Source organism: Lelliottia sp. F153, assembly GCF_002870005.1.
GTDB classification, from domain to species: domain Bacteria; phylum Pseudomonadota; class Gammaproteobacteria; order Enterobacterales; family Enterobacteriaceae; genus Enterobacter; species Enterobacter nimipressuralis.
The window spans coordinates 218333-234679 of sequence record NZ_PKFT01000002.1 but is presented as its reverse complement, the minus strand read 5'-3'; the positions used below and the strand labels follow the sequence as shown (position 1 = coordinate 234679).

At 59.8% G+C, this 16347-nt stretch carries 2 protein-coding genes; both read left to right on the top strand.

The window, feature by feature from the left end; all coding sequences use genetic code 11:
* Positions 1-403 precede the first annotated feature (403 nt).
* Positions 404-1663: a TolC family outer membrane protein gene (locus F153LOC_RS08175; RefSeq protein ID WP_228483243.1), complete on the top strand. Its 1260-nt coding sequence runs from the start codon at positions 404-406 to the stop codon at positions 1661-1663.
* A gap of 123 nt (positions 1664-1786) precedes the next feature.
* Complete coding sequence (locus F153LOC_RS08170; RefSeq protein WP_102104760.1) at positions 1787-16201, top strand: Ig-like domain-containing protein; 14415 nt, start codon at positions 1787-1789, stop codon at positions 16199-16201.
* Positions 16202-16347 lie beyond the last annotated feature (146 nt).

The window sequence follows — 16347 nt, the reverse complement described above, 5'->3', positions numbered from 1 at the left end:
CGTTTATTCCAGGCCGATTTAGGCCCTATTTTCACGGTTTGTCTGGAAACCGCATTTTTTCTCTTAGCATTAACACCTTGTTAACATTGTGGGTATAGTTCCACTTAAGACATTTTGTTATGCTCGCCGTTAAGAAATGTTGAATAAGTAAATTCTTAAAAACGATTATCTGCTACTGATTTCCGTTAGTGAAGATTGGTGCTTAGGCTTTTTCGCACATTCATTAAACGTTGAAAAATTCTTACGTGTAAGATTTTTACCACTGGCTAAGTGGGGGAGGCGAAGAAAACGATATACACCATCCTCAGGGGTGGAATAGTAAGGGAGATCTATCTTGAGAGCGTTTAAATATACCCAGATACCTGCCGCCCTTGTTTTATTTGCGGCCACGATGTCCTCATCGATGGCAAATAACGGGACGATTGGCAGCGCCCCCGTCGCACGCACGTCATTAAAAGAGAGCATTCTTTTTGCTTTCGATCGCGATCCCTCCGTGAGCCAGCAAGCCGCTCAGATGGGGATTGGTCAGGCCCAGATTGATGAAGCCCGAAGCGGGTGGATGCCGCAAATTTCACTGAACGGCAATACGGGCCATAGCCAGACGACGGACTCCAGCGGTTCGCTGAAAAATTCGGCGGCGTGGGGCTTGAGCCTGACGCAGCTTGTGTACGACTTTGGCAAAACCAATAGCGCGATCAGCCAGTCTTCCGCCCAGCACGACAGCTACCGGTATCAGCTGATGGCGACGTTATCGTCGGTCGCGGAGAAAACCGCGCTGAGCTATGTGGATGTGAAACGCTATACAGACCTGACCCAGGCCGCGCAGGAGAACATCCTCGCCCTGAAAAATGTGCAACAGCTGGCGAAATTACGCTCCAGCGCGGGCCTTAGCTCCACTTCTGATGAGCTGCAAACGCAAACCCGCGTGGCGGGAATGCAGGCGACCCTTGAGCAATACAACGCGGCGCTGAAAAGTGCCCGCGCCAGACTGTCGGTTCTGACGGGAATTGATGCACAACAGCTCTCCCCGTTACCGGCCACGCTTGAGGTGCAGCAGGATTCCCTTGATAGCATCGACTACACGTTGATCCCTTCCGTTCTGGCGGCGAGAACCATGGAGAGTTCTGCCCAGTACGGCATTGAACGGGCGAAATCCCAGCACTGGCCGACCCTGAGCCTGAAAGGGGGAAGAACGCGCTATGAATCGGATAATCGCTCCTATTGGGACGACCAGATCCAGCTGAATATTGATGCCCCGCTCTACCAGGGCGGCGCGGTGTCCGCCAGGGTTCGCCAGGCAGAAGGGGCGCGTGCTATGGCCGCTTCACAGGTGGATCAGGCTCGTTTTGATGTCCTGCAAAAAGCCTCAGTCGCAATGGCAGACTGGAGCGGGGCGCGTGGCCGAATGGAGGCCGGAAATGTCCAGCTGGAAAATGCGTTACGCGCCCGTGAAGTTTATAAAAATGAATATACCCTCGGTAAGCGAAGTATTAACGATCTCCTGAGCGTCGAACAAGATGTCTGGCAGGCAACCTCCTCCAAAATATCAGCAGAATATGATAGCTGGGCGAGTGCAGTTAATTATGCGTCAGCCGTTGATAATCTCATGCAACGTATTGGAATTGAAAAAAACGCTGCGGCCAAATTACCTGATTTAAGTTAGAGAAACGCGGCTGACGCTGCGGATATAAGTTCAAGAAGAATGGGAGATTTTCATTCCCGGGGATAGTCACATCCTCAGGATAGAAATACTCACAGGCACCCGTGTACCTGCAAGGAGAGAAATATGAGTAACGCTAAGATTGTCGATGTCATTATTCGCAAAACCGCTGAGAAAACAGTATTGACCGGAGAGGGAAATCTCTCGGTATCTGTTTCTGCACCCAGTGTCATTGAAATCCACGGATCGGCCCAGGATGTCGCACGTTATATGCGCCAGGGTAAGGATCTGCTGATTTACATGAAAGATGGCAGCGTGATTCGATGCAATAACTATTTTCTCGACGATCCAGAGGGTAAAAACCATTCCGAACTGGTGTTTAACGACCAGCAGGAACTGACTCATATCACCTTTGCAGAGACGGAAGAGGCCGCGGGGATGGCGGCGGTGGAGTTAAGCGCGCAGGCCACGCCGATTTCCACCATCGAGCCGTTCCTGGAGCAGGCCAGTAGCTTAAGCGATGCCCCATGGGGCTGGATCGCAGGGGCCGCGTTAGGCGGCGGGGCGATTGGCGCGCTGCTGGCGCACGGCGGGGATGGTGACACCAAAACCAAAGTCATCGACAACACCAAAGAGGTCGAAAGCGCGACGCCGACCTTCCTCGTGACGGATAAACAGGGTGACAAGCAGGGGGTGCTGAGTGCAAAAGAGGTCACGGACGATAACACCCCGACCTTTAGCGGCACCGGACAGCCGGGCGCGACCATTCAGATCAAGGACAGCAGCGGCAACACCATCGCCAGCGCGATGGTCGGCACCAATGGTACCTGGACGGTAAAACTGCCGACGCAAACCGACGGTGAACACACCTGGTCGGTAGTGCAAATCGACGGCAGCAAAACGACTTCTGCGGGCAGCATCACCGTGAATGTGGTCACCGCCGATGCCAGCGTAACGCTGAGCACCACTGCCGGAGATAACGTCATCAATGCCAGCGAGCAGTCCGCAGGATTTGCCCTGTCCGGCACCAGCAAACATCTCGCGCAGGGCACCGACCTGACCGTCACGCTGAACGGTAAGACCTACACCACTGAAGTCGGCGCGAACGGCGCATGGAGCGTTAACGTTCCGGCTGCTGATGCGAAGGCATTGGCGGACGGCACCTGGACGGTCACCGTGACCGGCAAAGACGCGGCGGGCAATACCGTCACCGGAAATCAGACGCTGAACGTAGATGCCCACGCGCCGACGCTCTCCGTGGATGCCATTTCGCAGGACAACATTCTCAACGCCGCCGAGCACGGCCAGCCATTAACGCTGAGCGGTAAAACCAACGCCGAGGCCGGGCAAATTGTCACGGTCTCCCTCAACGGTAAAAACTACACCACCACCGTCGGCAGTGACGGCACATGGTCCCTGACCCTGAATAACAGCGACGTCAACGCACTCGCTGAGGGTTCCCATACGGTCACGGTAAACGTCAACGACAAAGCCGGAAATCCCACCTCCACCACCGCTGATTTCAGCGTCGATACCGTAGCCCCTGTCGTGACGGTGAACGCCGTCGCGGGTGATGACGTAATCAATGCCGATGAGCAGGGTCAGGCGCAGATTATTTCCGGTCGCGCGAGCGGCGCAGCCGAAGGTGACGTGGTTACCGTGACGCTGGGCGGTAAGCACTATACGGGCGTCGTGCAAGCCGATGGCAGCTGGAGCGTAGGCGTTCCGGCGAACGACATCCGTGCGCTCGGCGAAGGCCACTTTACGCTCTCCGTTGCGGTGACGGATGCGGCCGGTAACACCGGGAATGCCACTCACGATTTTACCCTGAGCGGTGCAGCACCTGAGTTGACGATCGACCCTATCAGCCAGGACAACGTGCTGAACGCTCAGGAAGCGATGTTGCCACTCGATCTCAGCGGCACCAGTAATCTGCCGAACGGCAGCGCGGTAACCGTAACCCTGAATAACATTAGCTACCAGGCCACCGTGGAGAACGGCGTCTGGTCGGTGCAGGTGCCGGTGACTGACGTGCTGAATCTGGCGAACACCCTCTACACCGTTAGCGTGAGCGGAACGGACAGCGTGGGCAACGTCGGCAGCGCGGACGCCATGCTGCTGGTGGATACGGCGCTGCCGCAGGTGATCATCAATACCTTTGCGGGCGATAATCTGGTCAACAATGCGGAAGTTGCCGTTGACCAGACGCTCAGTGGCCGCGTCGTTGGTGCGGCTGCGGGCGACACAGTCTCCATTACCGTCGGCGGCAAAAGCTACACCGCCATCGTCGGCAACGACCTGAGCTGGAATGTATCGATTCCGTCCGCCGATCTGAACGCGTTTGGCGACGGCGATCTGACCTTCACGGCATCGGTGACCAACGCCCACGGCAATACGGGCACCGGCGAGCGCGATATTAATATTAACGCCGCCTTGCCGGGCCTGCGCGTCAACACCATCTCTGGCGACGACGTTATTAACGCCATCGAGCAGCACCAGGATCTGACTGTCACCGGCTCGAGCAGCCACCTGGCGCCAGGCTCACAGATGACCGTCACCATCAACAATATCGATTATCCGGCGGTCATTGCCGCCAACGGCAGCTGGCAGATCGGTGTCCCGGCGGCAGACCTGCAAAACTGGAGCGCGGGCGATATTCTGGTAGTGGCCAGCGCGCAGGATCAGTGGGGCAATACCGTTTCTGCTGAACATCCCATTGAACTGAATCTCTCTCCTGTCGCCGTGTCCATCGATACGGTGACCCTTGATGACATGTTGAATGCCGCCGAAAAAGTGGCGGATCTCACCCTTTCCGGCCAGACGCAGGGCGTTGAAGCGGGCCAGACGGTGGTAGTGAAATTTGCCGATCAGACCTTCACGGCCCAGGTTCAGCAGGACGGCTCCTGGAGCCTGACGGTCCCTTCCAGCGCGATGGACGGGCTGAGCGACGGGCGCGCGCAGGTTAGCGTGAGCGTAGCCAACACCAGCGGCAACAGCGCCGATGCGTCACGCGTGATCACGGTGGACACCCAGCCGCCGACGATTGCTATCGATAACCTGACCGACGACAACATCATCAACGCTGCAGAAGCGCAGCAGGATCTGATTTTAAGCGGCAGCACCAGCGCGCAAGCGGGCCAGACCGTGACCCTCACCCTGAACGGCAAAACCTATCAGGCGATTGTGCAGAATGACGGCAGCTGGCAACTGAGCGTTCCTGCCGCCGATGTGGGTGCCCTCGCCGACGGCAACGTGACGATCAACGCGAGCGTCAGCGACGTGGCTGGAAACAGCGCCAGCACCGATCGAATTGGCCTGGTCGACGCTACGGTTCCGCAGGTGACGATTAATGATTTTGTCACCGACACCAACACCGTGAACTACACCGCCCACTCGCAGGCGCAGATTTTAAGTGGCTCGGTGACGGGCGCGGCCGCAGGCAATCTGGTGACCGTCACCATTGACGGCGTGAATTACACCACCGCAGTGGATGCGGCGGGCAACTGGAGCCTGGGCCTGCCCGCCTCCGTGATTCAGGGGCTGGCAGACGGAACCTGGACAATCGACGTCTCCGTGACTGACAGTGCCGGCAATACGGGCAGTAACTCGGTGGACGTGGTGGTGAACACCGCAAAACCGGTGATTGCGATTAACACGCTTGCCGATGACGACGTGATCAATGCGGCTGAAAAAGGCGCAGATCTGGCACTTTCTGGCACCAGCGACCAGCCGCAGGGTACGGTGATCACCGTCACGCTCAACGGCATCCAATACACCGCCATCGCGGATGACAGCGGGAACTGGACGGTAACCGTTCCGGCCTCGGCGGTCAGCGCGCTGGGTGAGGCGAATTACACCGTGACGGCCAGCGTCACGGACAGTGCGGGCAATAACAGCAGCACCACGCACGACGTGCTGGTCGACAGCGCCCTGCCGGTGATCACCCTCAATGCCATCGCCAGCGACGATATTATCAACGCCTCGGAAGTGGCGACCGGTCAGACCCTCAGCGGTAAAGTCAGCGGCGCGGCGAACGGCGATACCGTTACGGTGACTATCGGCGGCAACACCTACACCACAACCGTTAAAGGCGATCTCAGCTGGTCGGTGGATGTCCCGGCAGATGTGCTGAGCGCAATCGGCAACGGCGATCTGACCGTAGAAGCGTCGGTCACGAATGGTCACGGCAATACCGGTACGGGTGAGCGCGATATCACTATCGACGCCAATCTGCCGGGGCTGCGCGTGGACACGGTGGCGGGCGACGATGTGATTAACATCGTTGAACACGGCCAGCACCTGATGGTAACGGGCACCAGCACCGGCCTGTCGGCTGGCTCCGCGCTGACCGTAACGGTCAATGGCAAAACCTATCCGGCAACGGTCTTGGCGGACGGCTCATGGAGCGCCGCCGTTCCTGCGGCTGACGTCGGTGCGCTGGCGGCAGGCAACGTCACCATCACGGTGGCCGGCCAGAGCAGCGCCGGAAATCCGGTCTCTATCAGCCATGACGTGAAGGTCGATCTGGCGGATGTGGCAATCAGCATTGACGCGATTGCCAGCAACGATGTGATCAACGCGACGGAGAAAGGGACCGATCTGGTGCTCTCCGGCACCACGGCGAACGTCGAAGCGAACCAGACTGTCACCCTGACCTTTGGGGGCAAAACCTATACCACGACCGTTGATGCCAGCGGCAACTGGACGTACACCGTGCCATCGGCGGATCTGGCGGGTCTCAAAGACGGCGATGCCAGCGTGCAGGTGAGCGTCACCAACGTCAACGGCAACAGCGCCTCGGCGGGCCGCGAGTACAGTGTCGATGCTACCGCGCCGTCACTTTCTATCGAGATCATCAGCGATAACAACATCGTCAATGCGGCGGAAGCGCAGCAGGATCTGGTGGTGAACGGGACGACCAACGCCGAAGCGGGTCAACCCGTAACCGTCACGCTGAACGGAAAAGAGTACACCACCACGGTTCTGGCGGGGGGCAACTGGAGCGTCACCGTTCCGGCGGCCGATATGGCCGGAATCAGCGACGGTCAGTACACCGTGACCGCATCTGTGGCCGACAAAGCGGGCAACCCGGCGAGCGCCGATCGTGACGTGCTGGTGGACGCCACGGTGCCGCAGTTAATCATCGATACCCTTTCCGGCGATGACATCATCAACAGCACCGAGCACGGCCAGGCGCTGATCGTCACGGGCCACGTGACGGGCGCTGAAGCGGGCGATGTCGTGACCGTCACCCTCAACAACAAATCCTACACCGCCACGCTGGATGCCTCTGGCAACTGGATCGTGGGCGTTCCGGCGGCAGACGTGGGAGCCTTGATCGCGGGCGATCATACCCTCACGGCAACGCTGACGGACAAAGCGGGTAACAGCGACACCACCACCCATGACGTGGCGGTCAACCTCACTGCGCCGGTCTTGACCATTGATACGGTCTCCGGTGACGACGTCATCAACAACGCCGAAAAAGCCCAGGAGCTGACGATCAGCGGTACCGCGACGGGCCTGGCGGCTGGCGCGATGGTGACGGTGATGCTCAATGGCAAAGCCTACAGCGCCATCGTTAATGGCGAGGGCAAATGGACCACCACCGTTCCGGCGGATCAGGTCGGGGCGCTGGGCGAAGCGCTGTATGACATTAGCGCGTCGGCAACCGACAGCGCAGGCAATAGCGGGAGCGCGGTGCATACGGTTAACGTGGAATCCGTGCTGCCAGGCGTCACCATCAACGCGATTGCTACGGATAACGTGATCAACGCCGACGAAGTGGCGGCGGGCCAGACCATCAGCGGTACGGTAGTGAACGCCCAGCAGGGCAACACCGTGACCGTCACCATTGGCGGTAACACCTACACCACCACGGTGCAGAACGATCTGAGCTGGTCGGTGAACGTCCCGGCGGACGTGCTGACGGCGCTGGGCAACGGCGATCTGACCGTTACCGCCTCCGTCACTAACGGCGTGGGCAACAGCGGTTCCGGCGAGCGCGACATCACCATCGACGCCAGCCTGCCGGGCCTGCGCGTGGATACCGTGGCGGGCGATGACGTGATCAACCGCATCGAACACGGGCAGAACCTGATTATCACCGGCGACAGCGATGGCCTCCCGACGGGCAGCGCCCTGACCGTGACCGTCAACGGCAAAACCTATCCGGCGACGGTGCTGGCGGACGGCACCTGGAGCGCCGCCGTTCCTGCGGCAGACGTCGGCGCGCTGGCGGCAGGCAACATCACTATTACGGTGGCCGGCCAGAGCAGCGCCGGAAATCCGGTCTCCATCAACCACGACGTGAAAGTCGATCTGGCGGACGTGGCGATCAGCATCGATGCCATTTCGACCGACGATGTGATCAACGCCGCGGAAAAAGGGGCGGACCTGGTGCTCTCCGGCAGCACCACGAACGTCGAAGCGAACCAGACGGTCGATATTACCTTTGGCGGGAAATCCTATACCGCGCAGGTGGATGCGGACGGGAAATGGACCGTCACGGTGCCTTCGGCGGATCTGAATGGTCTGAAAGAGGGCGACGCCAGCGTGCAGGTGAGCGTCACCAACGTCAACGGCAACAGCGCCTCGGCGGGACGCGAGTACAGCGTCGACAGCACCGCGCCGGGCGTGACGATCAACACTGTTGCGGCGGACGACATTCTCAACGCGGCAGAAGCGCAAGCTGATCTGACGATCGGCGGCACCAGCACGGCGGAAGCGGGCCAGCCAGTCGTCGTGACGCTGAACAATAAAACTTACACCACCACGGTAGGCGCAGACGGCAGCTGGACGCTGGACGTTCCGGCGGCGGATGTGGCGAACCTGGCGGACGGCGTTACCACGATCCACGCCTCGGTGGCTGACAAAGCCGGTAACCCGGCGTCGGTCGATCGCAACCTGACGGTGGATGTTACCGTTCCGGTGATCACCATCAATACCATCGCGGGCGATGACGTCATTAACGTGGCCGAGCACGCTCAGGCGCAAATCATCAGTGGTTCAGCAACCGGCGCGGCGGCAGGCGATAGCGTCACTGTGACCATCGGCGGCCAGACGTACACCACGGTGCTGGATGCCAGCGGCAACTGGAGCGTTGGCGTGCCAGCCAGCGTGATTTCGGCGCTCAGCGATGGCCCGGTGACGGTCTCCGTGAACGTCACCGATGCAGCAGGCAATACCGGCAGCGGCAGCCATAACGTAACTGTCGATACCGGTTTGCCGTCTCTGGGCTTCAATGCCATTTCCGGCGATAACGTGCTGAATGCCGTAGAAAAGGGTCAAGACCTGAGCGTCGACGGGATCAGCGCAAACCTGGCCGAAGGCACACGGGTGACGGTCACGCTGAACGGTAAGCAGTACACCGCCACAACGGCCGCAGATGGCCGCTGGAGCCTGACAATACCGGCAGCCGACCTCGCGGGTCTCGGCGAAGCAAACTACACCCTTAACGCCAGCGCCACCAACGGCGTGGGCAACAGTATCAGCGGCAGTGCAAACCTGCAGGTGGATACGGCGCTGCCAGGCGTCACCATCAACGCCATTGCTACGGACAACGTGATCAACGCCGACGAAGTGGCAGCGGGCCAGACCATCAGCGGCACGGTGGTGAACGCCCAGCAGGGCAACACCGTGACCGTCACCATTGGCGGCAACACTTACACCACCACGGTGCAGAACGATCTGAGCTGGTCGGTGAACGTCCCGGCGGACGTGCTGACGGCGCTGGGCAACGGCGATCTGACCGTCACCGCCTCCGTCACCAATGGCGTGGGTAACAGCGGTTCCGGCGAGCGTGACATCACCATCGACGCCAGCCTGCCGGGCCTGCGCGTGGATACTGTGGCGGGCGATGACGTGATCAACCGTATCGAACACGGGCAGAATCTGATTATCACCGGCGACAGCGACGGCCTCCCGGCGGGCAGTGCCCTGACCGTCACCGTCAACGGCAAAACCTATCCGGCGACGGTCCTCGCGGACGGCACCTGGAGCGCCGCAGTCCCTGCGGCAGACGTCGGTGCGCTGGCGGCAGGCAACATCACTATTACAGTGGCCGGCCAGAGCAGCGCCGGAAACCCGGTCTCTATCAACCACGACGTGAAAGTCGATCTGGCGGATGTGGCGATCAGCATTGATGCCATTACGAGCGACGATGTGATCAATGCGGCGGAAAAAGGGGCGGACCTGGTCCTCTCTGGCAGCACCACGAACGTCGAAGCGAATCAGACGGTCAACATCAACTTTGGCGGGAAATCCTATACCGCGCAGGTGGATGCAGACGGGAAATGGACCGTCACGGTGCCATCGGCAGATCTTAACGGTCTGAAAGAGGGTGATGCCAGCGTGCAAGTGAGCGTCACCAACGTCAACGGCAACAGCGCCTCGGCGGGGCGCGAGTACAGCGTCGACAGCACTGCGCCGACCGTCACGATTGATACGGTCGCCGGGGATAACGTCATCAACGGTAGCGAAGCCGCCGCAGGGATTGTGATTTCCGGTACCACTACCGCAGAAGTGGGCCAGACGGTGACCGTGATGCTGGGTGGTAAAACGTACACCGCCCAGGTAGAGGCCGGCGGTAGCTGGAGTCTCTCTGTTCCGGCGGGCGATCTGGCAGCGATGGCGGATAACGGCTATTCGGTGCAGGTCAGTGTGAGCGATAACGCCGGAAACCCAGGCAGCGCCAGCAAGGCGATCACTCTCGATACCACGCCGCCCGTTATCAGCTTCAATACGGTGGCGGGCGATAACGTCATCAACAGCGTTGAGCACGGACAGGCGCAGATTGTCAGCGGTACGGCGACGGGCGCGGCGGTGGGCGATAAGCTCATTATCACGATCGGCGGCCAGCAGTACACCACCACGGTGGATGCCAGCGGCAAGTGGAGCGTCGGTGTGCCAGCCAGCGTGATTTCAGCGTTGCAGGACGGTACGGTGACCATCAGCGCCACCGTGACGGACAGCGCGGGTAACAGCAGCACCCAGACGCACGACGTGGTGGTGAACACCGCTTCCGTCTCGCTGACGGTGGCAACCATCAGCGGCGATGATGTGATTAACGCGGCGGAAGCGGGCAGCGCGCTGACCATCAGCGGCTCAAGCACCCAGTTCGCCAGCGGGACGCAGGTGACCGTTACGCTGAATGGTAAAAACTATACGGCGAACATCCAGAGCGATGGCTCCTGGACGACCACTGTTCCTGCGGCAGACGTCGCGGGGCTGGCGGATGGCGCACACTATCAGGTGTCCGTCTCCGCCCAGGATAGTGCGGGTAACAGTGCGTCAGCCACCCACACGGTGAGCGTCGATACCACGCCGCCGGTGGTCAGTATCGCCACGCTCGCGGGCGACGATGTTCTGAACGCCGTCGAGCAGCAGCAGCCGCTGACGATCCACGGTTCGTCCAGTGCGGAAGCGGGACAAATGGTCACCGTCACGCTGGGCAGCAAGACCTATACCGCCCAGATCGCCAGCGACGGAACCTGGACGCTGAATGTTCCGGCAACGGATCTCGCGGCGCTGAACGAAGGGGCGTTAACCGTCACTGCGTCGGTAAGCGATAAAGCCGGTAACAGCGGGCAGACCACCCATACCCTGACGGTGGATACCGTTGCGCCGGTCATTACCATTGATACCGTGGCGGGCGACGATATCGTGAACAACAGCGAACAGCTGGCGGGGCAAACCCTCAGCGGCACAACGACCGCCGAACAGGGCCAGAGGGTGACGGTGACCTTCAACGGCCACAGCTATCAGGCGATAGTTGACGCCGACGGTAAATGGTCGGTATTTGTCTCCGGGCGCGATTTCCTCGGCCTGAGCGACGGTGATTACACCATTACCGCCTCCGTCAGCGATAAAGCCGGAAACCCTGGCAGCACCACGCATGACGTGACCCTGAACGGTGACGTGCCGACCATCAGCATCAACACCTTTGCCGACGATGACATTGTCAACGCCGCAGAGCACGGCACCCCGCTGGTGATCAGCGGCACCACCGACGCGCCTGCGGGCCGGACGGTCACCCTCACGCTGAACGGCAAAACTTACACCACAACCGTTCAAAACGACGGCAGCTGGGAATACACCCTGGGCAGCGCGGATGTGACCGCTCTGGCTGACGGTGGCGCATATGTCATTCATGCCGAGGTCAGCAACACCATCGGCAACAGCGCCAGCGATAGCCATAACGTGACGGTGGATCTGACTGCGCCGTCGATGGGGATCAGCATTGATTCTCTGCACAACGACACCGGCCTGAGCAGCAGCGATTTCATCACTAACGATAATCAGGTTATCGTCAACGGCTCCCTGACCGCACAGCTCGGCAATAACGAGAAGGCGCAGATCAGCCTTGATGGCGGCGTGACCTGGAGCTATCTAACGGTCACCGGCACGCAATGGCGCTATACCGATGGCCGCACGCTGACGGACGGGACTTACACGTATCAGGTCCGGGTGGTGGATAACGCGGGTAACGTGGGCGCGACCGACAGCCAGAACGTGGTGGTCGATCTCACCGCACCGGCCTCTACCACCATTACCGTGGATTCCGTGACCCAGGATACGGGGCTGTCCGGCAGCGATTTTATTACCAGCGATAACCAGATCACCCTGAAAGGGACGCTGGGCGCGGCGTTGGGCAACGGCGAACATGCGCAAATCAGCATCGATGGCGGCGTGACCTGGACCAACGTGAGCGTGAGCGGCCTGGGCTGGACCTGGGTCGATGGTCGCACGCTGGCCGACGGCGATTACAACTATCAGCTGCGCGTGATTGACGACGCAGGCAACATCAGCGCCACCACCAGCCAGGTGGTGACCATTGATACGGTGGTGCCGGACGCGAGTAAAACCGTCACCATCGACAGCATCAGCGACGACACCGGGCTGAGCAACAGTGACTTTGTCACCCAGGATACCTCCCTGACCCTGCACGGCTCGCTGGGCGCGACGCTGTCGGACGGCGAGTACGTGCAGATTAGCCTGGATGGCGGCAATACCTGGCAGAACGTCACCGTGGTAGGCAATAGCTGGTACTACGCGGACGGTCGCACGCTGCAAAACCAGACTTACGACTACTGGGTACGCGTCATTGATACGGCGGGTAACGTGGGGGATTCCGCTCATCAGCAGGTGACCGTCGATACGATTGCGCCTGATGCGGCGATTACCGTTACGGTGGATAACATCACCGTCGATACCGGCTTTGATAACAATGACTTCCTGACCAGCGAAACCTCTTACACGCTGCATGGCACGCTGGGGGCAACGCTCGGGGCGAATGAGTTTGTCCAGGTGAGTCTCGACGGTGGGCAGACCTGGGTCTATGCCACGGTCAACGGCACCCAATGGCAGTATGCCGACACGCGTACGCTGGGCGATGGCGACCATAGCTATCAGGTTCGCGTGGTGGATCAAGCGGGCAACGTGGGCGCGACCACCTCGCAGGTGGTGACTGTCGATACCCAGGCACCGCAATACGGCATTACGGTTGATGCCATCAGCGATGACACCGGGCAATCCGCGAGTGATTTTATCACCAACGACACCACCCTGACGGTCAGCGGATCGCTTGGCAGAGCGCTTGCCAGCGACGAGCGCGTGCAGATTAGTATGGATGGCGGTGCCACCTGGACCGATGCCACGGTGACGCAGACGCAGTGGAGCTACACCGATCCTCGCGTGCTCCCGGAAGGTGACCACACCTACCAGGTGCGTATTATCGATGAGGCGGGCAACGTCGGCTCGACCGCGCAGCAGGTGGTGACGGTCGATACCACACCGCCTGTCACGCAGGGTACCGTGGTGAGCTACACGGACAACGAAGGCGAGCGCCAGAGCGATTTCGGATCGTCTGTCGCCACCGATGACACCACGCCACAGATCAACGGGACGCTGAATCAGGCCCTGGCAGCGGGTGAAATTGCCGAACTGTACCGCGACGGCGTGAAGCTGGGTCAGGTCACGATGAACGGGGCGACCAGCTGGTACTTCCAGGACAGCGGTCTGATTGACGGAAACCACACCTACGTGCTGCGTGTCACCGACACGGCGGGGAACACCACGGATTCCGATGATTTCGTGCTGCGCGTCGATACCAGCATTCCGACCACTACGGCGGCGATTACCGGGCAGACCACGTCGGACACCACGCCGATCCTGAGCGGGACCTTGTCCGCTGAGCTGACCAACGGCGAGTATCTGGTGGTCACGGTTAACGGCAAAACCTACACCTCCGAAACCGGCGGTGCAGTGGTGGTCGACCCGAATCACAACACCTGGTATGTGCAGATACCGGACGGCGATGCGCTGGCTGCCAGCAGCTACAGCGTGACGGCGCAGGTGAAGAGCAGCGCGGGTAACGGCAACACGACAGGCACCACCACCGGCAGCCTGACCATCGGAACCGACTCGGTGAATACCGACTGGGCCAGCACCACCGGCAGCAGCGACAACTCCACCATGACGCTCGGCATGAACAGCAGCGGGCTGTGGAATATCATCGCTAACGGACGCTCGTATTCCAGCAGCGATATGTCGACCTACAGCAATACCGCCCTGACCAACACCCGTGGCTATAACGTGGTGAGCCAGACGGCGGCAGATTTTGACCGAAATGGTACCGCGGATATTTTCGCCACCGAGACCACCTACGCCGGTTCAACGCAGGTGATGTGGACCTACAACGGCACCAGCTACACCGCCAGCCAGCTGGCGATGGGCACCACTATCTGGTACGGCGGCGTGATTGCCTACGACAAGACCGGTGATGGTTATCTGGACATGGCCTACGGCGATGCCGGGATGGACTCCCTGACCTACCTGATCAACAACAACGGCACGCTGACACCGGATGGAACCGGCGGGGAAGGTGGTTTCTACGGCCAGTTTGACTCAGGACGTGAAATCTCCGGGGTGGACATTAACAACGACGGCACCGTGGATATCGTCCAGCACACCAACCGCAGCGGTGCGTACTCGATGACGGTCATCAATAACGGCGGGAATGGCACGCTCACTGTCGGGCAAAACATCACCAACGTGTTTGTGGTGAACGCGGCAAACACCACCACGGCGGCGTCGATGACCTGGGCTGATTTCAACGGCGACGGGTATATGGATCTCTATCTCGGCAGCAGCTACGGCAATACCGGTGGTGTGATCTATTACAACGACGGTAACGGCCAGCTGTCGGCCTCGAAGAGTGCGGTGGAAGCCTCAAACGCCACGGCGGGTTATCTGTCAGCGGCGGTGGACTGGAACGGTGACGGCCAAATGGACGTGATCAAGTTCAGCACCTACGGCGGATCGCAAACCGCGACGTTGTTCACCAACAACAATAACGGAACGACGTGGACGTCAAGCCAGCTGGCAACTGGCCTGGTGAATGTCACCGGGATTGCGGCGGTGGATTACAACTGGGATGGCGCGAAGGATCTGCTGGTGTCTCAGCAAAACGGCAAAGTGGTCTATGTGCAGAACAAACAGACCATTGCAGACGGCACGGCCATGCACATGCGTATTGTCGATAGCGAAGGCATCAACAGCTATTACGGCAACACCGTGAATCTGTACAACGCGCGCGGTGAGCTGGTGGCGTCGCAAATCATCAACGCCCAGTCCGGTTTCGGGGTGAATGACAGCTCGGCGCTGGTCAGTTTCTACGGCCTAAATCCGGATGAAACCTACTCCGCAGAGATTGTGAAGTTCACTAACGGTGCTTCCGCCAACGTGACCTGGGACGGACTGGAAGCAGGCAACGGCAAAGAAGGCTATGTGCTGACAGCCGATGCCGCGACGGGGGGGCACAGCGGAACGCTGACCGGGACCGGCTATAACGACACCTTTATCGCTGAAGAAGGAAGTTATACCTACAACGGTTCCGGCGGCTGGAGCACCACGTCGGATCACGATACCTGGAGCAACACCGGCGGGATGGATGTGGTCGATTACCGCAATGCGAGCGCGGGCATCACGGTGGACCTGAGCGTCACGACGGCCCAGAACACCGGGTTTAACACCACCACCCTGAAGAATATTGAAGGGATTGCTGGCTCAGACTTCGACGACGTGATCACCGGCAACAGCGGGGATAACCAGTTCGAAGGCCGTGGCGGGAACGACACCTTCAATATTGGTAGCGGCGGGCACGATACACTGTTGTACAAGCTCATCAACGCCGCTGACGCCACGGGCGGTAACGGCAGCGATCAGGTTAACGGCTTTACCGTCGGGACCTGGGAAGGGACGGCGGATACCGACCGTATCGATCTGCGCGAGCTGTTATCCGACAGCGGGTATACCGGCACTGGCTCGGCGAGCTATGTCAACGGTGTCGCCACTCTGGACAGCAGCGCGGGGAATATTACGGATTACCTGCGCGTGGTGCAGAACGGCAGTAACACCGAAATTCAGATCGACCGCGACGGAACGGGCAGCCAGTTCGATCCGACCACGGTGGTCACTCTGAACGGGGTACAGACGGATCTGGCCACCTTGCTGGCAAACCATCAGCTGTTAGTTGCGTAAACCTCAGGCCGCGAGAAGCGATTCTCGCGGCATTTTTCGTATCTTTACAGTAATACGACTAACCACATAAATATTAAGGTATTTTTGTCGACACGTTCAGAAAGGGTTTACATTCTGGCCGTTCCACAGGGATATCATTTCAGAGC